A 23,064-nucleotide genomic window follows, 5' to 3' on the forward strand; every position below is an offset into this window, starting at 1 on the left:
ATGGTGCTTACTAACTAGGTAAATAGACATCAAAGGGGGATGAGAAAGTGTTGAACCCAATATTGGGTGAATCGAAGATTTATAAATTTAGATTTGCTTTTTATTAATGTTCAAAATATTGCCATGGTATTTTCATTCTTTAAATAAATAATTTGGTATTCTTAAGGTAGAAAACATGATAATTGGCATGGAGACATGGAGAAGGCCATAAAAACAAACGGGAATAATTGTTATGATCCCGTGTGTTTTTTATGGCCTTTTTTGTATGGGCAAAAACCCTTTTAAAACATATTGGAGGGAAACGATATGGGATTAATAATAGAAACTGAAGTGGTTGTAATAGGCGGAGGTATGACTGGTGCGGGAGTGCTTCGCGACTTGGCATTAAGGGGAATTAAGGCGATTTTAGTCGAGCAGCAGGATTTAGGACATGGAACATCGACTCGGAATCACGGTTTGCTCCATTCCGGGGCACGGTATGCTGTGAAGGATGAGGAGGCGGCGGTCGAAAGTTATCGGGAAAATTTAATCTTGAAAAAAATCGTCCCGGGTTCCATCGAGCAAACGGGCGGATTATTCGTAAAGGTACCCGAAGACGATGATACGTATGTTGAAAAATGGCTATCCTCTTGCAGAAGAGTGGGGATTCCCGTTGAAGAAATTTCAGTAGCTGATGCCTTAAAACAAGAGCCTTATTTAAATAAAGAGATCCAGGCAGCCTATCGGGTGCCAGATGGTTCGGTAGACTGCTTTACCATGGTGGTTGATGTGGTTGCTGATGCCGTTAAACACGGGGCAAAAGTATTAACCTATCATGAAGTAGTCGATGTATTAACTGAACAAAATCGAGTGGCTGGAGTAAGAGTTCGGGATGTATTTTCAGGGGAAGAAAAGGAAATCCACTCACAATTAGTTGTCAATGCATCCGGACCGTGGGGAACAAAGATTGCCCAAATGGCTGGTATCCCATTACGAATGATTAATAACAAAGGAATGCTCGCGATTTTCAGTCATCGCTTTAATAAACAAGTGATAAATCGTCTGCGGGTGCCGGGTGATGCGGACATTTTCGTCCCTGCTCATAATGTAACGATTTTTGGAACGACCGGAATCAATGTAGAGGATCCAGATGATTTTTCTTTAAACCGTCAAGAACTGGAAGGAATGCTGGCTCAGGGTAAAAAGCTGATTCCAAATATAAACGAAATGCGTCTAATTCGTGCCTTCAGCGGCAGCCGGCCGCTTTATCAGGAATCAGACACAGCGGATGCAAGCGGCCGGAATGTGACCCGCGGCATTGCCCTGCTGGACCATTATAAGCGCGATGGAATGGAGGGGCTCGTTACCATTACTGGCGGAAAGTTAACAACATTCCGCTTTATGGCGGAAAAAACGGTTGATTTAATTTGTAAAAAGCTTGGGGTCAAAGCAGCGTGTACGACTGATCTGCAACCGATTGCACATCGCAAGGCGGATGATTTTTTAAAAAACGCAGACATTGCTCCTGCGGCAAAAAATAAGCTATTCCACTGGGCTGGTACAAACGCAAAGAAAATACAATCATCTTTAAAAGAAAAAGAAGCAAATATTGTGGTATGTGAATGTGAGCAAGTAACTTGGGCGGAAGTAGAAGCGGTTTTACCGGAAGAAGGGTACTTTCATCTTGGGGACATTCGGCGCCGGACACGCCTTGGGATGGGACCATGTCAAGGAACCTTTTGCAATCACAGGGCCGCTGCGCTTGCTGTCGAGAAAGGGAAGGCAACAATTGCTGACGCTGAGCGGGCACTTTATCATGCGGTATTTGAACGAAAGAAAGGTATGGATGTCGTGGCGACAGGCGAAACAGCCAAACAATTGCAGTTAATGGAAACTATTTACAAAGTGTCTTTAGGAATGAGTGAGGGGGACATTCAGCATGTATGATGTAGTCGTAGTAGGACAAGGGTTATCAGGAATGCTTGCGGCCATATGGTCAAAGGAACAAGGGTATAGTACAGCACTAGCAGCAACAGGAACAGGGAAAATTATCCAGTCTACAGGTGTAATGGACTTAATTCCCGGGTCCGCGGGCAGCTTGGAAGACTGGTTGAAACTATATCAGATTGAAAATTTTCAAAAATCACTGCTTTCGAAAGCAATCGAACAATTTAAAGCGCTCACAAATAGAGTAGGCTACCCATATAACGGGAATTTAGACCATCCAATCAGAATGGTGACAGGTTCGGGACATATAAAAAAGACCATTTTGTACCCGGAAACCATTTCGCCGCTGCCGGAAAAAGGCCATGTAGTGATTGTCGGCTTCGAGGAAATTGTTGATTTCCAGCCTATTTATATCATGAGGAATTTGCAAAGGCAGTGTCCGGAACTTTCCTTCGATGCGATTAAGATTAAACTCGGTAAACAGTCGCAACGGACAATGACACAGTTGGATGCAGCAAGATTGCTCGATCAAAAAAATGTTCGGGACCACTGCCTGAAGCAAATCAAAGATGAAATGAAGAAAAGAAATCTTTATCAGCCTAATCTGTTTGTTTTTCCAGCCTCTCTTGGGGTGGAGTATTGGAAAGAGACGATCAATCAGTTTTCGACCGAACTGAGAGCAGCTGTAACAGAGGCACCAGGAATGCCGCCAAATACAACGGCCATTCGCCTCAGTGAAAAATTGAAAAAGGAAGCAGTCAAACTAGGCGTAAGATTTTATGCGGATACCACAGTAGCCGGCTGTACTCTGGAGGACAACGAGATTAAGTCGTTGAAAGTCAAAACAGCTAGTCATACATCAGACCTAAGTGGGAAGCACTTTGTTCTGGCAACGGGTGGGATTCTCGGAGGCGGCTTGGAGGTTACCTCCAGCGGCATCAAGGAAACAGCACTAAGACTAGAAACTGATGGAAACGGTGTGCTGCATAATTGTCCAGCCAACCTTTACCCAGTCGGGGCAAGTATCGGGACGCAGGTGACCCACAATGGCATTACCGGCGGTGTGTTTACCATTTTCTCTATTCAAGCAATAATGAGTAAACTGGGTCAGCAACAGTTGGAGGAGGGGATTATTAGTGCTTAATCTAGAATTTTATGAAACGACCTTTGATAAGTGCCTGAAATGCAATGCCTGCGTTGTCAGCTGTCCAGTTGCGAATACCACGCTGGAATTTGGCGGTCCTAAGCATTTGGGACCCGAGTTAAAAAGGCTGATGGATAATCAATCCATAATCGATGATAAGCGGATCGAATATTGCACATTGTGCACTAATTGCGATATGTCTTGTCCAGAAGGTGTTCATGTTTCTACATTAACCGCTTATGCCAAAGCAATCCATGCCGACTTGTCAGGGACCAAGCTTCGTGATCTGGTGCTAAGTAATGCCGAATTGGTTGGCAAGCTTGCCTCTTCCTTTGCCCCGGTTACGAATCTAGCAATGGGGATGAAACCAGTCCGGAAAGTAATGGAAATGGTGATGGATATTCCTGCAGAAAGACAGTTTCCGAAATACCGGTTCAAAAATTTCAACCGTATCTACAGTAAGAGATATGCTCAAACCGAACGGAAAGTTGCCTATTTCGCAGGCTGCTACGCGACGTACAATGCACCTGAGGTGGCAATGAGCTTTATTAAAGTAATGGAGCACAACGGGATTGACGTCGTTAAACCTGATCAAAAATGCTGTGGTGTTCCGATGTTTGGAAATGGGCAAATGAAGCAGGGGTTGAAAAATGCCAATCACAATATTAATAGCTTTTTAGAATATACGCGTCAGGGCTACGATGTGGTCCTGACATGTACCAGCTGTACGCTTGCGTTTAAGAAAGAATATGTTTCGTTCCTTGGGACCGAGGAAGCAAGGGAACTGGCCAGTCATGTCTATGATGCCGATGAGTATTTGCGTATCTTACATGAAAATGGCGAGCTGAACATGGATTTGGCTCCGATGAACGTGCGGGCGGGCTACTATGCTCCTTGCCATATGAAAGCTCAGGGGATTGGCAATCCGGCTATGGATATATTGGAGCTTATCCCCGGCTATGAAATTGAAGACGTTGGCGCAGGCTGCTGCGGCCAATGCGGCACCTATGGATTTAAAACAGAAAAGTATGATGTTTCCATGAAAATCGGCCGATCAATGGCAGAGGCCATCGAGGAAGTAAATGCCGACTATACTGTAACAGAATGTGGAATGTGTAAAAATCAGCTTGACCAATTGACAGACAAAATGGTTAAGCATCCGATGCAAATATTGGCGGAATCCTATGAACGGGCAAAAATCGAAATGTAGATTAAGAATCTATTAAATTTTCATAATATCTACATTTTTTAGCTTTGTTATGATGACTATTGGATTTAATAATGTAATAAAATAGTAAAAAGAGCCTGAAAAACGAAGGGTGAAGGGTACAATGAGTTTTTATGGACAAAAGGTGCTGCCAGCAATTCGGAAAATTGAGAATTTGGAAAAAATGATGTCCAGTAACTATGAATACCTTGTAATCATGGAAATGCACATTTCCAGATTGAAGCCAATTTTTCAATTGGCGGAGGCCAACAACAAAAAGTTAATCGTGCACATGGATATGATTTACGGGTTAAAAAATGATGAGTTTTCCACAGAGTATATTTGTCAGGAATTTAAACCATTTGGAATAATTTCCACTAGGGGAAGCGTCATTATGAAGGCAAGGCAAAAAGGGGTAAAATCGATTCAACGTTTATTTTTATTGGATTCCAGCTCAATTGAAAAAAGTATTGGCATAACCGAGCGGACCCAACCAGATTACATTGAGGTTTTACCAGGAATTATCCCGAAGATTATTAAAGACGTTCGGAACCGTACTGATAGAGAAGTTTTCGCCGGAGGGTTAATCGATTCTATTGAAGAGGTAGAACAAGCCTACAATGCTGGAGCTACCTCGATTACCACATCTAACGAGGAATTATGGAAGCATTTTGAGCCGTTACAAAAAGTAAACTAGGCTCCAGTTGTTTTAAACTATTTGGGTGAAATGAAATAATGAAAGGCATTCCTTATGCTCAGGAATGTCTTTTTATTATATTGAAAAAATGTTTTTTTATAAAAATTTGTACATTTTGTGAACTGGATTGACAGCGTTTTCACAAACGATTATATTGTAATTAAGTTGATAATATGTGATGGAGATCAAGGAGACTCACGGAAATGCCCTGTTTATGGGGGTATTCGTTTGTGTCTCCTTTTTCTTTTTCCCAATTATTTTCCCTAAGATTTACAAGAAAAAGAGGAGGATCATTATGACAGCTTTTTGGGGTGAATTGGTAGGAACGGCAATTTTGATTTTGTTGGGGGCAGGAGTTTGCGCAGGGGTTAACCTGAAGAAATCTCTCTCCAACAGCAGCGGGTGGATCGTCATTACCTTTGGTTGGGGGTTGGCGGTTGCAATTGCTGCTTATGCAACGGGGAGCATAAGCGGTGCACATCTTAACCCTGCTTTAACAATTGCATTGGCATTTACAGGTGATTTTGCATGGAGTCAAGTCCCATCTTATATCATTGCTCAGGTTCTTGGAGCGATGATTGGTGCAACACTGGTGTACTTCCATTATCTCCCACACTGGAGAGAAACGGATGATCAGGGAGCAAAGCTTGGCACTTTTGCAACAGGTCCTGCAATTCCATATACATTTGCAAACTTAATTAGTGAAATGATTGGTACTTTCGCACTTGTTTTAGGTATTTTAGCAATTGGAGCAAATAAATTCACAGACGGACTAAATCCATTAATCGTTGGCTTCCTTATTATCAGCATCGGCTTAAGCTTAGGCGGAACAACTGGATATGCCATCAACCCGGCACGTGACTTCGGTCCAAGATTGGCACATGCGCTGCTTCCGATTCCAGGCAAAGGACCTTCCAATTGGGCTTATGCTTGGGTTCCAATCGTTGGACCAATCCTTGGTGGAGCACTAGGCGGCCTATTCTACAAAGCAGCATTCTTGGGAGAGCCTACATCAAGCCTATGGATGGTTATCGGTGCAAGCGTTGTTGTTCTTGCGGCAGCGTTCTTTATGGGCAAGAAACCTCAAGGTGATCATCAAAAAGCAAAGAAAGTAGCAGCATAATTTTACTTAAAGGGAGATCAACATAATGGAAAAATTTATTTTATCATTAGACCAAGGTACAACAAGTTCACGTGCTATTCTGTTTAATAAAAAGGGAGAAATCGTTCATGTCGCTCAAAAAGAGTTCACTCAGATTTTTCCTAAGCCAGGCTGGGTTGAACATAATGCCAGTGAAATTTGGGGTTCTATTTTAGCAGTTATCGCTTCTTGCTTAGCAGAGGCAAACGTGAAACCTGAACAAGTGGCTGGAATCGGGATTACGAACCAACGTGAAACTGCAGTGGTATGGGACAAAGAATCAGGACAGCCTGTATACAACGCGATTGTGTGGCAATCCCGCCAAACAGCAGAAATTTGTGAAGAACTAAAGGCACAAGGCCATGACCAATTATTTAGAGATAAAACAGGATTACTAATTGATGCTTACTTCTCCGGCACAAAAGTAAAGTGGATTTTGGACAATGTTGAAGGTGCACGTGAGAAAGCGGAGCGCGGCGAATTGTTATTCGGAACGATCGATACATGGCTGATTTGGAAGCTTTCAGGCGGACAGGCCCATGTAACGGACTACTCCAATGCATCCAGAACCTTAATGTACAATATTCACGAGCTTAAATGGGACGAGGAATTATTAGAAATTCTAACTGTACCAGCTTCCATGCTTCCAGAAGTACGACCTTCTTCTGAAGTATATGGTAAAACAGTTGATTACCATTTCTTTGGTTATAATGTGCCGATTGCCGGTGTTGCTGGTGACCAGCAGGCAGCGTTATTTGGACAAGCTTGCTATGAGTCAGGAATGGCGAAAAATACCTATGGAACAGGCTGCTTTATGCTGATGAATACCGGCGAACAAGCGGTTAAGTCTGAAAATGGACTATTAACCACAATCGCCTGGGGCATTGACGGCAAAGTGGAATACGCCTTAGAAGGAAGTATTTTCGTTGCTGGCTCTGCTATTCAATGGCTGCGTGATGGACTTCGTATGTTTAATAATGCTGCACAAAGCGAAGAGTATGCAACAAGTGTAGCATCGACAGACGGTGTATATGTTGTTCCGGCATTCGTTGGTTTAGGAACACCATATTGGGATAGTGATGTCCGAGGAGCTGTTTTCGGTTTAACCCGTGGAACAACAAAAGAACATTTTGTTCGTGCAACTCTGGAATCGCTTGCTTACCAAACGAAGGATGTCTTGACTTCAATGGAAGCAGACTCTGGAATCTCACTCAAAGCATTACGTGTGGATGGGGGCGCAGTTGCTAATAACTTCTTAATGCAATTCCAAAGTGATGTGTTGAATGTACCGGTAGAACGTCCGGAAATTAAAGAAACAACAGCATTAGGTGCTGCTTACTTAGCTGGATTAGCAGTTGGATATTGGGAAAGCAGAGAAGAAATCGCAACCCAGTGGAAAGTAGATAAGGCATTTAATCCTGATATGGTCGAAGAGCAAAGAGAACAGCTATATACAGGCTGGAAAAAAGCAGTACACGCCGCACAGGCATTTAAATAATAGAGTAATATAAAGAGACCTCAGTAAGCGCAATGGAACATTCATTCCAGTGTGTTTATGAGGTCTTTTTCTATATTGAGTTGATTCCTCACCCGACCGAATGCAATAAGAAATTGGTCAGGAACAGGAACGATATAATATAGATTGATAGGGAAAGCTGCTGTTTTTTGTTGGTAAACAGCTTTACCAGCGGGTAAGCGATAAATCCGAACGCAATTCCGTCGACGATGCTGTAGGTTAACGGAATCATGATAATCACTAGAAATGCCGGAAATGCCTCGGTAAAATCGGTGAAATCGATATTGACGATGTTGGTCAGCATCAAACCGCCGATAATAATCAGGATTGGTGCGATTGCCGTTGCCGGAACCAGTTTAATTAGCGGCATGAAGAAAAGTGATGCTAGGAAAAGAAAACCTGTAACCACCGCGGTTAACCCTGTTCTTCCACCTGCCGTTATCCCAGCAGCGGTTTCTACCGTTGAAACCGACGGGCTTGTGCCGAAAAGACCGCACACGATCGTCGACATGGAAATCGCTTTTAGAGATTTCCCGTTCTTTTCCGGTGCCTGTAGCATTCCATCCACCTGTGAATGCAACAGGCCAATATTTTCAAAAACAAGCACTAATACCAATGAAAAAGCAGCTGTCCAAAACGGAATGGTCGTTATTTTTCCAAAATCCGCACTTAGGAAAACATCCTTATATTCAGTGAAAGAAATAAGGCCGGTATCGATTCCCGAAAACTTCACCAGGCCAAAAAAGTAGGAAACAATTGTCCCCAACACAATGCTGATCAGAAAATTCCCAGGCACCTTTTTTAAAAATAAAAACAAGGTAATTACCAGGTTAATTAACGCTGCCAGCACAACTGGTGAGGCTAAATTGCCGAGTGCCACAAAGTTCGTTGGGTTGCCGACGATAATCCCGCTTTTTTGCAGGCCGATGAAGGCAATGAATAAGCCTATTCCGACGGAAATCGATTCTTTTAACGAGGTTGGAATCGCCCGTGATAAGATGGACGATAGTTTCGTGAAGGCCACTATCACGAATAGGATGCCGGAAATGATGACTGCCCCAAGTGCCTCCATATAATTCAGCCCCATCGAACCGACAATCGTATAGGTAAATAAAGCATTAATACCCATTCCCGGTACAAGGATCAATGGTGCGTTGGCGATAAACGCCACTAATAAACAGCCAATCAGCGAGGCAAGCACGGTTGCGATAATTCCCGCTTCGAGCGGAATACCCGCATCCTGTAGAATACTCCCGTTAACGGCAATGATATAGACAATTGAAAAAAACGCCGTTAAGCCCGCGACAACCTCCTTTTTCAAATTGGTTCCATGCTGCTTAAGTTTGAAAACTCCCTTCATTTCATTATCACACTTTCTCGTGTGTCCCTCTCCCACCCGCATCAAGTTTAATAGTTTTTTCGATTCAACTTATGCCGGGGTATATTATAACACAGAAATTGGGAATGGCAAGGAGCGGAAAAAATAAGATAATATAACATATTTTTTTGAAAATTCATGCATAAGGCTAAACTATTATTTAAAAAAATCCGATAGATGTAATGACTATGAAACTAAGAGGTGAAGGTATGGATGCAGTTGCAGAGATGAATAACAGGACATTGAAGCAAAAAAACAAGATTATGTTTTATTCTTTTTTATTTTCCCTTATAATTGGCCTCCTCTATAATGTTTTGACAAAGGATGCTTTAACAACAATTAGTTATGGGGCTGAACTTTTTGCTTATATCTTATTGTATGTACTATTAAAGTTCGTCTTTAAGAAGGAAAGCTTGTTTCCGTATTTAAGTGGAATTTTAATTTTTGTCTTTCTTTTTACATTAATATTTCTTTTCGGTGGAGCAGTTTCAAATTATCAGATTCTTTCTTTCATCTTAGTTTATATCGCAGTTCCTTTTAATCGGAAACTTTTTCTCACTAGTGCAAGCTTAGGCTTAGTGGCATTTATAACTAATTTCCTTCAGGCTGGAGATCCGGCAACAAAAGAAGTATTTGCTTCTGGACTATTAACCTACTTGCTTGCTGGTCTTTCTTTATGGTTCTTAATCAAAATTAATAGTGGTCAACAGGATACGGTAGAACAATTATTGAGAGACGCAGAACAAAATGCTGAGGAAAAACAAAAACAAAACGCTATATTGGAACGTGAAATTACCTTAATCGTTGAACAGATAAATAATGTTAATAATCAAATTCAGCATAATTCCAATTCCCAAAAAGAGATTAAAATTGCTATCCAGGAAGTTGCAGTTGGGAGTCAAGTTCAAAGCGAGCAGGTATCCAGCATAGCAGAAAATACCCGATCAACCGTACACGCAATGAAGCAAATGGAAGAGGTAACGAAGGATTTATACTCTGATTCTGAAAATACAAAAGTCATCGCCAAAAACGGTACGGAAAAGGTAGCTAATTTAAATAGAGATATGGCAGAACTTAAAATGTTAATCTCTGTATTAAACTCAACTTTTGAGAATCTTACTACTAAAATTCATGAAACCAACAGCTTTGCTGGTACAATAAAAGATATCACAAATCAAACAAATTTACTTGCATTAAATGCAAGCATAGAAGCAGCTAGGGCGGGAGAGGCTGGTAAAGGTTTTTCTGTTGTTGCGTCTGAAATTAGAAAGTTAGCAGAAACAACAAATAAGGCAACAGAGAACATAACTCAAAACCTTGCAGAAGTTATTCATACGAACAACCTCGCTTTGGAAAATATGACAAGCAGCGCAAGTAAGTTAACTGAAAGTGTAGATGCTACAGCAGAAGTTTCAAATTACTTTGATCAGCTTAGCCTTACTGTTGATCAACTTAATGAAAAATTCTCTAATTTTGAACTGTTGTTGTCAGATGTAAATCAAAAATCTCTAAATGTAGACTCATCAACAACTGAATTGGCAGCAATCATCGAGGAAGCCTCAGCGGGGCTCCACCAGATGAGCGCAAGTATCGAAACTATTAGTGATGATAATACAAAAATTGCAAATTATATGGCTGATTTAGCAACAAGTGCAGACACTATCAAAAGTAGTTTTAATGCTTAGTTTAAAAAGGCACCATTCCAAAAAAAGGGAAGGTGCCTTTTTTATTATTAACCGTGGAAAATCCTACAAGATGGTTCGACCTTACATTCAGTCCCTTTTAACAAATCCCATGAATAAGGTTTCATAATGAAAAAAGTCGCAAAATTTAGCAAACCTATTTAATACCAATACTTAAATAGATACACTAATAGAAAGGGGTGTTCCACATGCAATTAGCATTCGATCATTTGGTCTGGTTTTTAAAGAAGCCGGAGGATGCCATCGCACCGCTGAAACAACTGGGCATCAACATTATCCAAGGCGGCAGGCATGAAAAATGGGGTACATATAATACGCTTAGCTATTTTGGACTAAGCTATCTAGAATTCCTAGGAATCGAGGACATGGAGCTCGCGAAAACCCACTATGAGAACCGTCTCATCACACATATCGTGGAAAAGCTGCAAAAAGAAAATGGTGAGGGTCCGGCAACGATTGCGATTCGGACAAACGAAATTGAAGTGTTGGCTGAAAGGTTGAAGCAACAGGGTCTAACGGTTTATGGCCCAATACCAGGCGAGCGGGTCCGGGCCGACGGACAAACAATCAGATGGTCACTGCTATTTCCGGAACTTGACTCCAGCGGGCTCAAGTTGCCGTTTTTTATCCAATGGGAAAAATCAGACGATGAACGATTGACAGAATTCCAACAGCAGGGCCTGCTTGAGGGGCAGCCTCAATTTGAAAGCGTTGGCTTCGTAGTCCGAGACTTAAATAAAACCGCAGCACTCTGGGGGAAACTTCTCAACATCGAACCTAGTGAGGAATACACTGACCCCATCTTGAATGCAGCATGCAAAAAACTGCCCTTAACAGGAACTGAACTGCTATTTTACAGCCCGCTAGGAGAAGGTCCACCAGCGACAGCCCTTGAGCAAAAGGGGGAAACACCCTTTTTATTCACGATAAAGGGCACTGGAGGACAGCCAAGCTTTATGGAGTTGCTCAATGGGTTCTTGCAGGTAAAATAAACAGCACACCCCACTTCAGGCGAAGTGGGGGCAAATTTATGCTCTCTCTTGGATTTGCCTTTCCTTTTCAAGCTCAAAGGCTGTGACGATATAAGCAAATCCGTTCATCAAGAAATAGATCACATTGGATTGTACCCGTTCTGTTTCCCCTAAATAGGTATTTGCAATGATGAAAAATGAATACAACACCACAAAGAATAATGCGATTTTATTAAAGATGGCCATTTTTATACAACCCCTTTGTAAGGATACTTATTTAAACATATTTTCATGAGGCCAATTTTATGCGGAGGTCTGACATCAATCCAAAATCACACAAATAGGTTAGCACATCCATGAAACAGAGAAATAATTTACCTATTTATAGTTATTTTGACCCATTTTCCTTCCATCTTTACCCCATATATAGGTAAGACAGAATATTCCTTCCACAAAATTCTTCTTTTATAATTAGAATATGTGTGAATTTCCATTAATCGCCTGTCCAATAGGCAATTGAATAAAATTCTGAAAAAGGTAGGGAATAGCTTGTCATCAAAAATTATTATTCATACCGATGTTGTTAAAAACTCCATCGCAGGGTTAGATCAAAATATCGACCGGCTGCTCAATATCCAGAGCAATGTAGCAGGATTTAGGTATAGTATCGATCATAGAATATATAATCGCAATGGGATCGGCCGCAGGATTGCAGCTGCTTGTGCATCCATGGATGAAGTGGAAGCAAACCTGAATCGTATAAAAAACTTTGCCTCCACTTCAGTCAGCAAATATAGTGCTGTTGAGGCCCGGTTAAATCATCAGGCCGCTGCCATTGATGACAAACACAGTTTGGCAGAAAAAATTTTAAACGGCCGATATCCTAGTGATACCTACGAGCTTTACAACAACACCATTAGCCGTTTGCAGGATGTTTTGCATGGCCTTCAGTATATGGGAGGTGCCGGTGTCCTGCATTTGCTCGGTTTCAAATTCTCGGACGTAGACGGAATCCTACGCCGGTTTGAGCTGGCGGATGATGTGCTCCTTGGAAAAACGAAGCTTCCCATCGGAAGCATCATTAAAAAAATCGAAGGCTCCAAGCTTAACTTTCTAGCCAGAATGATGGTCAATCCAATGACACTTTTCCGTCATAAGAATAAATCATTGGGCGAATTAATTTATAAAAGATTTGCTAGTTTCTTTCCGAAGGATATTGTGAATCTTAGCAACAGTGTGGCAACACTTAAGAATGCGGTTGCCCAATCCGGAGCAACATTCACAAGCGGGTTAAATGCGGTGAAAAACAACGCGGGTGCCATCTTAAAAGCATCCGGTAAGCTTGTGAAGTCCAATGCGATATTGGCTGCTGTGATTACGGCAGGGACAGAAGCTGTCGGGGCAGGAATCAAAATCACCGAAAACTATTCCATTTATGGCGGTGATATTGAGACATTAAAAGAAGAGAATGCAAAGGTAGTCGGTAGAGCAGTATATAAAACGGCTGTCGTGTCAGCTACTTCAGTAGCGGGAGCAGCGATTGGCGGCACAATCGGAAGCTTGGCCGGTCCAATCGGTACCGTCGCCGGTGCTACCATTGGCGGATTCTTAGGCAGCATGCTTGGGGACAAATTGACAGAGAACACGCCGGCATTTGTTGATAAGGCAGCAGTTCATTTTAAGGAAGGAATCTATAAAGGTACAGAAGCGGTTGCATCTGGAGTGAACAAAGTTAAAGAGGGATTTAATGATGTCAAGGAACATGCCGGCAACCTATTAAATAGTTCCAAAAAGTTATTTAACGCTTTTTCTTTTGGAAATTAGGAGGAAATAATGAATCAAATCTCACTTTCTATTGAAGAATTAATCTATTGTTTTTACAGTGAAGGATATTTTGAGGAGGGAAACGCCCTCAAGCAGGTCTATTTCGGCGATTTGGATGACGAAAAAATGGATTTGCTGCTGCAAATCTCTTGCCGTACTCTGTTGGCCAAGGAACTGCTAGATTATCAGGATCACAAATTTACGTTAAAAAAAGGGATCGCGGAAATTATTTCTGCCCTTAACTATTCCGAGCAGTCAATAAAAGCTTCCCGGCACTCAAGCCAGGGTGGCGAGGAATCCTTGTCATTTCATTTTAAAGATTCTAGCATTATTAAGCATTCGCTTCATTATGACGAACAAGTTCATACCTTCGCTTTTGTTTCTTTACAGGAAGTCAGCAGCTTGGTCCATGACTTTTATCGGGTAGGTGAGGGAGATGCTGACTTGGAGATGTTGATGACTCAGGGCGAATTGGAGGAGATGCTCTCAAGCCTCCAGGATAATGGCAAACAATTTGACGCTCCTCAGTTAACTGGGGCAAGAAAGCAATTTAACCAGATCCTGCAGGACACCAATGGCAGGTTAAATACGCTGTTGTTCCTTGAATTCAACGACGATAAAGAACCGTTGGCGAAGAACGTTGTCATGTTCACCAATAATCCCAATAACAACTGGATTATCGAAAAGCAAGGTGAACTTTTTGATATCAAATCAGGAAATAAAGGGACAATTGACACCTTATTAGAGCGGAATTTATCCAATAGTATGGTAAAGGAAATACAATAAAATGGAACATAGCGTTAAAGTATCTGACAACAAAATTGAGGTAGTTTATTTAAAATTTTGGGCAGGCTGCATGGGTTCCGGTATCGGGCTCATGACTTTGGCCGGGTTATTTATTCTGTTCTACGTGGTGCCCAATTCGGGGGTTGGGCGAGCTTTTTTCGGTATCCTAATCGGTGTGCCGGCCACATTGTTTTTTTTAACGAAATTTTTGCAGCTAGTGTCTGTATTTTTGGAAGGCAGAACATTGATTACGATTGAAAATGGCTATATAAAAAGCAGAAAAAAGTCAGCCGCCATCAGTGAAATCAGTGACATCTATTGGGGCGGTCTTTCCTTTAAGGTTTTAAATGTCCGTACCAAGAATAATAAAAAAATAAAGTTTAATACTTATAATTTATTATCAGAGAATGTTATTGAGCAAGTTATTGAGACCTATGTGCTTCCACAGGGAAGTCCGGAATTGAAGGACAACTGGGCGAAGCGGAGTCGTGTAAAAACGGCATAAATAAGCAAAAGCGTGTCGGGCAATTGTGCCTGACACGCTTTTTTTAACGGTACATCGTCCACTTGCCAATATCCTTAAACCCTAACCGCTTATATATGCGGCCTGCTTCCGGATTATCATAGAACAGACAAAGTGTTTTTCCTTCATCGAGAACCACTTTGAACAGCTTTTGCATGATAGCAGTTGCTAGTCCCTGACGGCGATAGTCCTTCAGGGTACAGACACCGACAACCATCGCCGAAATGGAATTTTCCGCTGTTGTTGAAACGGCAGCCGTGACGACACCCTGGTCTTCGGTATAATAGGTCCTGCCTGTTTTGGTTTCCATCGCCTGCTTCAACATATCGCGGGCATCGCTGCGAATATGGAATTCCTCAATGGTTTTGCGAATTTCGATGATTCGGTCAACGTCCTCGAGAGTGGCTGCTTTGATTTCAGCATCAGTGGTGCCAAGATTTTCAGCTGAAGTGCATTCTGCAAAAAATGTAACCTGCTTTGGTCCTAGTGTTAGCTCTTGGAAGGCTTCAAACTTTTCCACGATATCGGACTTGCCGGACAGCGCTATCGGCTGGTTGTACTGTTTCATGATGGAAACAAACCCGTTTATATCAAATTCCCCTTTGGCATAGGGGATAAATGATGTATGGTACCTCAATAAAACGGCCTTAATACCGTTCTGTTCATCAAACTCCGCCCAAAGCTCTTGGAAATCCGAAGAGTATCCGAACGCCTCGATATCCCCGATGATAAATAGATTAATAGACGGTTCCTCGCTTAAAAAAGCAAGAACCTGCTCATGGTCGGCTTCTGTTAGCTTTTTGATCACAATAATTTCCCCCTTTACTTTTTAATAGAGTATACGGACAATTCAATAATTTCAAGATTATGTTAAAAATTTTTCCCCAAAAACCAGCATTCCAAAAATTGAACAAAAACGGATTTAGATACATTAAAGAAAGCCGTGGTCAGGGAGCAGAATTGCCTTCCCTGCCACGGCTTTCTTTATTTTTTTGCTCTGTTATAACTGAATGTTGATTTCACTGTGTTTGAAAATAAACGGAGAAATTCCGGCTAAATTGGGAAATACCGATATTTCCTTATAAATAGCGGAAGTTTTTCCGCTTAAATTATCCAAATCTTTGGATTTTGTCTTATTTAATGCCGTTAGTCGGAATATCTCCGTTTATATCAGCTTCTTAAGCTACCTCTCTATAAATTAGCCGGAAATTCTCCGTCTATAGTTTCGCATACCAAAATTCTCCGTCTATAGATTCGCATACCAAAACGAAATTCATAATAACAGAGCTTATTTTTTAAACAAATCGGTTTCGCCCAGCTAACATGCTGAATGCCAAGACAACAATCGAGATGATGATTAAGGTAATCAGCGGCATGGTCCATAAATGGGTTGCATCATATAAGATACCGATTAATGATGGGCCTATGGCAGCCAGAATATAGCCTGTCGACTGGGCCATTCCGGATAATTCTGCCGCCATGCCGGCATTTCTTGCTCGGAGTCCGATGTAACTCAAAGCGAGAGGGAAACTGCCGCCGAGGGCAATCCCGATAAAGAAAATGCTTACGTATAAGATCACTTGTGACGAGCTTAACAGCAATGCTGAGTAGCCGACCAAGGAACAAATGCTTAGCATGAAAGCAATCCATATTTGCGAACGGTAACGTCCAGCAATAACAGGAATGAAGAAACTGGCGGGAAGACCAATCAACTGCATAATAGAGAGCATCCAGCCAGCCTTTTCCATGCTCATTCCGTGGCTATGCAGAATTTCAGGCAGCCAAGAAATCGTCACGTAAAATAAAAACGACTGAAACCCCATAAAGGTTGCAACCTGCCAGGCAAGCGGAGAATGCCAGACGCCAGTGGAACTGGAACGAACCCTGCCGATATCATGCTGCCCGCTGCGATTTGTTTTTACAACAACGGCCCAAATGACAATCGCTGCCAAGGCAGGAATAGCCCAAACAAGCAAAGACCCTTGCCAGCCAAAATTCATACCGACAGCTAACGGAACACTGATTCCAGAGGCAAGTGAGGCAATTAAGCCCATAGACGTTGAATAAATACTCGTCATTAACCCGAATTTTTGCGGAAATTTGTCTTTGCAAATAGCTGGCAGCAGTACATTTCCAATCGCAATTCCGGCTCCTATCAAAACCGTGCCGGTGAATACGAAAAGCGTTACTGGGACTGAACGGAATCCAATTCCTACAAGGAGAATGATTAATCCAACCAGCAACGTCCTCTCATTTGTAATCCGCGCCGCGATTTTAGGCACAAGCGGTGACATGATGGCAAACATAATTAACGGCAGGCTCATCAGCAGCCCGGCGCTCCAGTGCGCGAGCCCGACATCCTCCTGAATCATGCCAATCAACGGCCCCAACGACGTTATTGTAGGACGTAAATTAAAGGCAACCAGGACAATCCCGGTTACAAGCAGATATATGTATAACGATTTCGGTTGAGCCTTAGATTTTTGCAACTCCAATCGAAAACCTCCTAAGTTGAACAAACTTTTTAAATTATACCATAATTTGGTGTCAAGCAGGAGGCGGTGTTGTTGGGGCATTTTAAAAAAGGGGGCCGCTGACCGATAGAATCAGAGGCCCTCATAATCCCCATTACAACGGGTTTATCACATGGAATTATTTCAATCTAAATAATACTGCTAATCATTCCAAGAAGTTCCTTGGCGCGGATCGCAGTTGTATGTCTTTCTTGAATGAGATTTAAGCCATTATTGGCGATCCTTCTCCGCTCTTGCTCGTTTTTTAAATAAAACCCAGCCTTTTCAAGGAAGTTTTCTTCATCGATCGCGACGAAATTTTCTTCTGAGCGGAACCCCAGGTCTTGCAGTTCAGGAGAGTCAGGAGCAAGTAACAGTGTATTGCAGGAGAGAACCTCCATATATTTCAGTAAGGGATATTTATAAATGGAATCGCATGTGAAAAAAAGCTGTGCTTTATTAATTTCCATGGCATATTTCTCTTTTACGAAATCCCCATCAGTTTCATTAATATCCCGGTAGCCTGGATGGGGATGGTAGACAAAATCAATATTTCCAGAGAGGGTTTGCAGAATCTTGTGCCGAATTGGATAGTAGTATTCGTAAACGGCACCCATCATCAGCATTTTAATGTCCTTTGAGAGGTGATAATCTTTAAATATAGCGGTGTTGACATGATGTGGCAGCCATTTCATTTTTCCGGCAAGGTTCGGAAAGTTTGTAATAAAATGATCCCGATAGCTTACGAAAATATGGTTAATCTTGTCCTTTTCGATTCGCTCTTCGACATTATTCAAATTATGAAGGTCCTCAAGATAGATGCCAAAGGGGATTTCCACTGATTCCAGACCAGAAATAAGAATAGGGTCAGTTCCCGGCCGAGTTACCTTGTAACACAGCGGGTTGACTGACCCTTTTCTGTTTAATAATCTGTAACAGTTAACTTTCTGTCCAGATAGGATTCAATTACTTCACTCACTTGGTAAGAAACTTGCGGAGAATCAAAATTTTCAAAAGCATGTTCACAGTTGTTTTTATAGTTCATCGTTTCGTCATAGTGGCTCATATGACGCGCAATGACTTCATCGCTATCTTGACGAATTTTTTGCCGCTCGATGACAGTGTCCCGGTCAGCGTAAACAAAAATTCGAACGACACGATCTCCGTACATTGATTTTAATTTTTCAGCACCTTCGGGGTTTAATGTTAAATAGACAAGTTCATGATTTTTGAATGCATCGACAATATCCTGTTCCCGGATGCCATAATGAATTCCATCAATTTCTACGCTTTCAAGAAACTCCTGTTGTGCTTGCATCTGCTTGAAGGTTTCTTCGCTGACAAAGTGGTAATCTTCACCATTCTTTTCATAATGGCGTGGTGAACGGGTGGTGTAGGAGAGGACGGTTTCCATGTCGAATGCGCTTGCGGCCATTTTTGCGATCGTTTTTCTTCCAGAGCCATCGGGGCCTGTATAAACGAATATGAGTTCTTTTCCTTTGATTTGGTACATAGGGAGCCTCCTTTAAAATTGATGTATACGACCTTTACTGAAGGAGTTATGACAGGAGATGAAGAGGTACTGCTATTATTATAGCAAATTAACAGGCTATTGGGAAACTATGGATAGAAAAGCAGGGAAATAGTACCAGGTTTCTAAAAAATATTTTATTTTTATGCAACGATTTTTCAATGATTAGAGTCGTACTTTATAGAAGGTATTGAGGGGATGTGATTACTGCTTGGGTGCTCAAAATAACGAATATAACATTGACAGCCCGGTGGATTTCACTAGGTTTTGTGAGGATGTCGGACCCGAAGCGTTTCGTTTGGCGACGTATTGGGCCGGAAACAGGAGCGAGGCAGAAGACATTGTTCAGGAAGCATTCCTGCGGACCTGGAAATCAGGCAAAGATGTCGCCGTGAACCTAAAAGGCTGGTTTTTCCGTGTATTGTGGCATGTCTTTCTTGATAAAAGAAAAACTACTAACCGGGAAAAGCTGCAAGACTTAGAATGGAAGAGTGAAGGTGTGCAGTCATCCTATGAAAAGATTGATGACCGCGGGGAAATTGATTGGCTTCTGCAAACTGTATCCGAGGACGACCGTCACTTGCTTGCGATGCATTATTGTGCAGATTTAACATTTAAGCAGATAGCACAAATTACAGGTATGCGGGAAGGGACAATTAAATCGCGAATTCACCGAGTGCTTAAATATATCCGGAAGCAGCTGCCGAAGGAATATCAGAATCACTTTGGAAAGGAGCGGACAAATCATGAATAATGACTCCAAAAGATCTGTGACAGGAAGTGGCCCTGCTGAAATAGAAATGGATAACAGGCTAAAAAGCTATTATCAAAAAGATGTTGGTCCATATCCTGATTTTGCAAAAATGGCGGAAGTTGCCATGGCAGAAGGGAATGACGAGCTGGCAACAAGTGTGAAAATAGATTCAAAAACAAGTGCGTGGTATATCATTCCTAAAAGGACAATCTTAACTGCAGCAGCAATAGTATTGATGTTTGGTCTGCTGAAATTTAGTTTCTACGCCATTCCACGATGGCAGGCATTTGCCTATGGGGCTGCCCAGTCCATCCCATTTGCCGATCATCTCATTTCTGAACAGGATGTAGGTTTGCTGCGGGAGGCAGAAAAGGGAAATATTCAAACCAGGCAGTTGACTTCAGAAGTTGATCGATTTCGTATCGACATCCTCGGAACCTATGCCGACAGTAACCGTACCGTAGTATTTTTTCAAATATATCCCCCGGAGGATAAGTCTTATGCAGAGAAAGGAAGCTGGATGCCGGAGAATATAAAGTTTGTTGATCAGTTTGGTATATCCCGTCACAAGTCCTATAGCGTGAGTTTGGATACCAACAGCTATAAGGGAAATATTGAATTTCCTGCTGTGCCGGGGTGGTTACGTGCACTTGGCGCCCGGTTTCACTTGGAAATTGGCGCACTGAATTGGACGACAGACAAGGGAGGTTATACTACGGATAAGGTGGGACCTTGGACGATGGAATGGGTTCAGGAATGGCAGGATGCAAAGAAAATAATTCATCCTGGAGCAGCTGTAGCCAATGAAGAAGTGGAAATAAAGCTAAAGAAGGTAACGCTGACTCCAAGCTCGACAAAACTGGACTATACAGCCTTGTTTAAAAAATCGGCAGCACATGAGAACTTGGAAATGTATATTGAAAAGGCCTCTGATGGCACCCGATATGAATTCCTATCCAGTGGTTTTAGAAAGAGCGGGTTTACGAGGGCAGGAACGGGGGATATTCTTTTTCCGCCGCTCGAAGGGGCAGGTGAATATCAGTTTATCATTAAGCGGACAGATGGAGTCAATGGAGAATGGGTTCTTCCGTTTACGGTTCATTGAAGGTAAAGCAGGGGACGGCTCTCCGCTTCGATTGAAGCGAAACCGTCCCCTGTGTATCATGCATGTTCAATCGTAATATTGTCATCGTGCCGTTTGGAAAGAATTTTGCTCTTTTTGCGATTTTCCTTTGTTTCAAAAATAATGTCAAAGTCGTAGTCGTCAGGATAGAGTTCGCTGGCGGCAATATAAAGGCTGATTCGTTTATGATTTATTGTCTGCTTTTCACCTTTAATCTGGACAACATAGTTCCCAAGCTGATCCGGACCAGTATAGACAATGCCGAAATCATCGCTCGGCGAAATTTTTACATTATCCCCTAGCCGATAGTGCGTGGCCTTCGTTTCTGTCTTCACAGCTTTCGGTTTATCCTTATACTTATTAACAATTACCTGTTTTTCCATATCGCGCCGCTCCCAAGGTTGCATCGGCCCTAGTGGATATTCCTTTTCTTCTTTATAGGTAATGGTATGGGCACGTTCAATAATTTTTGGGTGCATGCCCAGCTTTAGCGCTATCGCAAATGCTTGGCTCTCACCGCCGCGGCCAATAATTAACCGGTAGGTTGGGCTTAAAGTAGTTAGGTTAAATTCCATTGACCCGTTAATAAATCCTTCATGCATTTCGGCGAATTCTTTGATTTCGCTGTAATGTGTCGTGGCAAAGATGACCGCGCCTTTTTCATACAGCATCTCAAGGATGGATGTTGCCAGCCCCATTCCTTCACCAGGATCCGTACCGGAACCAAGCTCATCCAGCAGCACCAAGCTTCGATGGTTCGTTTCTTTTAAAATTTCGATAATATTAACGATGCGTGAGCTAAAGGTGCTCAGATTTTCAGCGATGCTTTGGCCATCACCGATGTCGACAAGGATGCGTTGGAAGATACTAATCCTGCTCTCCTTGGCGGCAGGAATATGCAGGCCGCATTGCACCATCAGCGTCAACAATCCGACTGTTTTGATGGTCACCGTTTTCCCGCCGGTATTTGGTCCGGTGATTACCAGCGCCTGCTGATTCCCGGTCAAATTTACTGTCAACGGAACTGCTTTTTCCCCTAAAAAAGGATGCCGTGCCTCAATCAAGTTGATTTCCCCGGCCTCATTAATGCTGACATTAGCCCCGTTGATACCCCGGCTATACTTGGCCTTGGCAAAAAGAAAGTCATAATGCACCATCGTTTCAACTGCCAAAGTAAGCTGCTGCTCTTTTTCTTCGACTAATCCGGTCAGATAGCTTAATACTTTTTGCTCTTCGACCTCCTCATCTGCAATCAGCCACGTTAATTGATCTTGGAATAGTGCAATTTCTTCGGGCTCGATAAACAAGGTCGCACCGGAGGCGGATGAATCTAGTACTGTTCCTTTAATTTTTGTGCGGTATTCCTTTTTTATTGGAATGACATACCGGCCGTTTCGCTGGCTGACGACATTCTCCTGTAAATAGGTCTTGTATTTATTAGAGCGGACCAACTGCATCGTTTTTTCCTTTAACCGCTCCTCCTGAATCGCAATTTGTTTCCTAATTTTCAATAGCTCCTTACTTGCGTAATCGTCGACCCGGCCATTGCGGATGCAGCGGATAATTTCACTGGCAAGCTCTGGTATTTCATCAATAGCGTAGATATAGGCCGATACGCGCGGAGCAATGTAAGCTTTGTCTTTCATGTACCGGCGCATTTTCCCGCAGCAGTCGAGGAAATCATAAAGCTTCATGAATAAATCGACTTTTAATGCTGCTCCCTTATTTAAATTTCCGAGCAGGTGCTCCATTCCGTCCAGACCGTGAACCGGGACGCTGGCACTCTTTTTCAATATTTCAACTGCTTCCGACACCTCAGCAAGCCATGCTTCTATTTGCTTTAAATTGGTAGATGGTGTCAGGTGCACGATTTTAGCCTTGCCTTCTTTCGTTAAAGCGTATTGGGCAACGGTATCCTTAATTCTGTTAAATTCCAGTGTATCAAATGTATGCTGATTCAATTTTGCTTTCCTCCTTAATAATAAAAATAGCCGCAATGAACAATGTCATTGCGGCTAGAAATACATGAGGGTGTTGACCACACCCCACGTCCATACCTAAATTAATCCAAAATAAAAACTGTCTACAAAAAATGTACACAGCAGCATCGGAAAAAAGAATGTATGCCTATGTCTGCCATTGTTCTTAACCTCACCCCCAAACCAAAGTCAAATAAACCTTCAACGTCCCATTAAAAAACGAAAAGGCTGACCGGGAATGAATCTATCCAATTAATTGGATTAGTTAAGAACGACACCTAACATAAAACATACTCCTTTAACCAAAAACAATATTTACCTTTAAAGGATACAACAGGGAAGTGTGGA

At 42.2% G+C, this 23,064-nt stretch carries 20 protein-coding genes; 13 read left to right on the forward strand and 7 right to left on the reverse strand.

Going from position 1 to position 23,064, the window contains the following annotated elements; genetic code table 11:
- The first annotated feature begins 306 nt into the window (after positions 1–306).
- The 6 genes from glpA to glpK all read left to right on the forward strand — a co-directional run bounded on the left by glpA (position 307) and on the right by glpK (position 7,613).
- Positions 307–1,926 (forward strand): anaerobic glycerol-3-phosphate dehydrogenase subunit GlpA, encoded by a 1,620-nt coding sequence (glpA, locus tag ACZ43M_RS02760; RefSeq protein WP_464505960.1) that lies wholly within the window; start codon positions 307–309, stop codon positions 1,924–1,926.
- Positions 1,919–3,070, forward strand: coding sequence for an FAD-binding protein (locus ACZ43M_RS02765; protein ID WP_464505961.1), 1,152 nt, complete (start codon positions 1,919–1,921; stop codon positions 3,068–3,070). The genes glpA and ACZ43M_RS02765 overlap by 8 nt, the downstream gene beginning before the upstream one ends.
- Positions 3,063–4,280, forward strand: a complete 1,218-nt coding sequence (locus ACZ43M_RS02770; RefSeq protein WP_464505962.1) for an anaerobic glycerol-3-phosphate dehydrogenase subunit C — start codon at positions 3,063–3,065, stop codon at positions 4,278–4,280. Before ACZ43M_RS02765 ends, ACZ43M_RS02770 begins: the two co-directional genes overlap by 8 nt.
- A 121-nt stretch (positions 4,281–4,401) precedes the next feature.
- Positions 4,402–4,974, forward strand: coding sequence for a glycerol-3-phosphate responsive antiterminator (locus ACZ43M_RS02775; RefSeq protein WP_464505963.1), 573 nt, complete (start codon positions 4,402–4,404; stop codon positions 4,972–4,974).
- Positions 4,975–5,269: 295 nt separating this feature from the next.
- Complete coding sequence (locus tag ACZ43M_RS02780; protein WP_464505964.1) at positions 5,270–6,097, forward strand: MIP/aquaporin family protein; 828 nt, start codon at positions 5,270–5,272, stop codon at positions 6,095–6,097.
- A gap of 25 nt (positions 6,098–6,122) precedes the next feature.
- Positions 6,123–7,613 carry a glycerol kinase GlpK gene (gene glpK / locus ACZ43M_RS02785; RefSeq protein WP_464505965.1) on the forward strand — a complete coding sequence of 497 codons (1,491 nt, stop codon included), beginning with the start codon at positions 6,123–6,125 and terminating at the stop codon, positions 7,611–7,613.
- Positions 7,614–7,701: 88 nt separating this feature from the next.
- Here glpK and ACZ43M_RS02790 read toward each other — a convergent pair whose 3' ends face one another.
- Positions 7,702–8,991, reverse strand: coding sequence for an NCS2 family permease (locus tag ACZ43M_RS02790; RefSeq protein WP_464505966.1), 1,290 nt, complete (start codon positions 8,989–8,991; stop codon positions 7,702–7,704).
- A 227-nt stretch (positions 8,992–9,218) separates the two neighbouring features.
- Between ACZ43M_RS02790 and ACZ43M_RS02795 the strand changes: the two genes are divergently transcribed.
- A complete protein-coding gene (locus tag ACZ43M_RS02795) occupies positions 9,219–10,694 on the forward strand; it encodes a methyl-accepting chemotaxis protein (protein WP_464505967.1) in 1,476 nt (491 codons plus the stop codon).
- 206 nt (positions 10,695–10,900) lie between these two features.
- Positions 10,901–11,704, forward strand: coding sequence for a VOC family protein (locus ACZ43M_RS02800; RefSeq protein WP_464505968.1), 804 nt, complete (start codon positions 10,901–10,903; stop codon positions 11,702–11,704).
- 36 nt (positions 11,705–11,740) lie between these two features.
- On the opposite strand, the gene ACZ43M_RS02805 is transcribed toward ACZ43M_RS02800, so the two are convergent.
- The gene (locus ACZ43M_RS02805) at positions 11,741–11,929 is read right to left on the reverse strand and encodes a hypothetical protein (RefSeq protein WP_464505969.1); all 189 of its coding nucleotides are present in this window, start codon (positions 11,927–11,929) and stop codon (positions 11,741–11,743) included.
- 303 nt (positions 11,930–12,232) lie between these two features.
- Between ACZ43M_RS02805 and ACZ43M_RS02810 the strand changes: the two genes are divergently transcribed.
- The 3 genes from ACZ43M_RS02810 to ACZ43M_RS02820 are packed head-to-tail and all read left to right on the forward strand — an operon-like array spanning position 12,233 to position 14,798.
- Positions 12,233–13,507, forward strand: coding sequence for a glycine zipper domain-containing protein (locus ACZ43M_RS02810; protein WP_464505970.1), 1,275 nt, complete (start codon positions 12,233–12,235; stop codon positions 13,505–13,507).
- Between the two features lie 9 nt (positions 13,508–13,516).
- On the forward strand, positions 13,517–14,293 hold the full coding sequence (locus ACZ43M_RS02815; RefSeq protein WP_464505971.1) for a hypothetical protein: 777 nt from the start codon (positions 13,517–13,519) through the stop codon (positions 14,291–14,293).
- Position 14,294: 1 nt separating this feature from the next.
- On the forward strand, positions 14,295–14,798 hold the full coding sequence (locus ACZ43M_RS02820) for a DUF5381 family protein (RefSeq protein ID WP_464505972.1): 504 nt from the start codon (positions 14,295–14,297) through the stop codon (positions 14,796–14,798).
- Positions 14,799–14,841: 43 nt separating this feature from the next.
- Here the strand turns inward: ACZ43M_RS02820 and ACZ43M_RS02825 are convergent, their stop codons facing one another.
- The 4 genes from ACZ43M_RS02825 to ACZ43M_RS02840 form a co-directional block, all read right to left on the reverse strand.
- The gene (locus ACZ43M_RS02825) at positions 14,842–15,624 is read right to left on the reverse strand and encodes a GNAT family N-acetyltransferase (RefSeq protein ID WP_464505973.1); all 783 of its coding nucleotides are present in this window, start codon (positions 15,622–15,624) and stop codon (positions 14,842–14,844) included.
- Positions 15,625–16,111: 487 nt separating this feature from the next.
- Complete coding sequence (locus ACZ43M_RS02830; RefSeq protein ID WP_464505974.1) at positions 16,112–17,311, reverse strand: CynX/NimT family MFS transporter; 1,200 nt, start codon at positions 17,309–17,311, stop codon at positions 16,112–16,114.
- Positions 17,312–17,478: 167 nt separating this feature from the next.
- Positions 17,479–18,126, reverse strand: coding sequence for a glycosyltransferase (locus ACZ43M_RS02835; protein WP_464505975.1), 648 nt, complete (start codon positions 18,124–18,126; stop codon positions 17,479–17,481).
- A 125-nt stretch (positions 18,127–18,251) separates the two neighbouring features.
- Positions 18,252–18,842, reverse strand: coding sequence for a guanylate kinase (locus ACZ43M_RS02840; RefSeq protein WP_464505976.1), 591 nt, complete (start codon positions 18,840–18,842; stop codon positions 18,252–18,254).
- Positions 18,843–19,071: 229 nt separating this feature from the next.
- On the opposite strand from ACZ43M_RS02840, the gene ACZ43M_RS02845 reads away from it, so the two are divergent.
- Both ACZ43M_RS02845 and ACZ43M_RS02850 read left to right on the forward strand, forming a co-directional pair.
- Positions 19,072–19,614: an RNA polymerase sigma factor gene (locus tag ACZ43M_RS02845; protein ID WP_464505977.1), complete on the forward strand. Its 543-nt coding sequence runs from the start codon at positions 19,072–19,074 to the stop codon at positions 19,612–19,614.
- Entirely contained in the window at positions 19,607–20,719 is a 1,113-nt protein-coding gene (locus ACZ43M_RS02850) for a hypothetical protein (protein WP_464505978.1), read from the forward strand. The genes ACZ43M_RS02845 and ACZ43M_RS02850 overlap by 8 nt, the downstream gene beginning before the upstream one ends.
- 56 nt (positions 20,720–20,775) lie before the next feature.
- Here ACZ43M_RS02850 and ACZ43M_RS02855 read toward each other — a convergent pair whose 3' ends face one another.
- Entirely contained in the window at positions 20,776–22,698 is a 1,923-nt protein-coding gene (locus ACZ43M_RS02855; RefSeq protein WP_464505979.1) for an endonuclease MutS2, read from the reverse strand.
- Positions 22,699–23,064 lie beyond the last annotated feature (366 nt).

It is taken from the genome of Neobacillus sp. B24 (genome assembly GCF_055381825.1).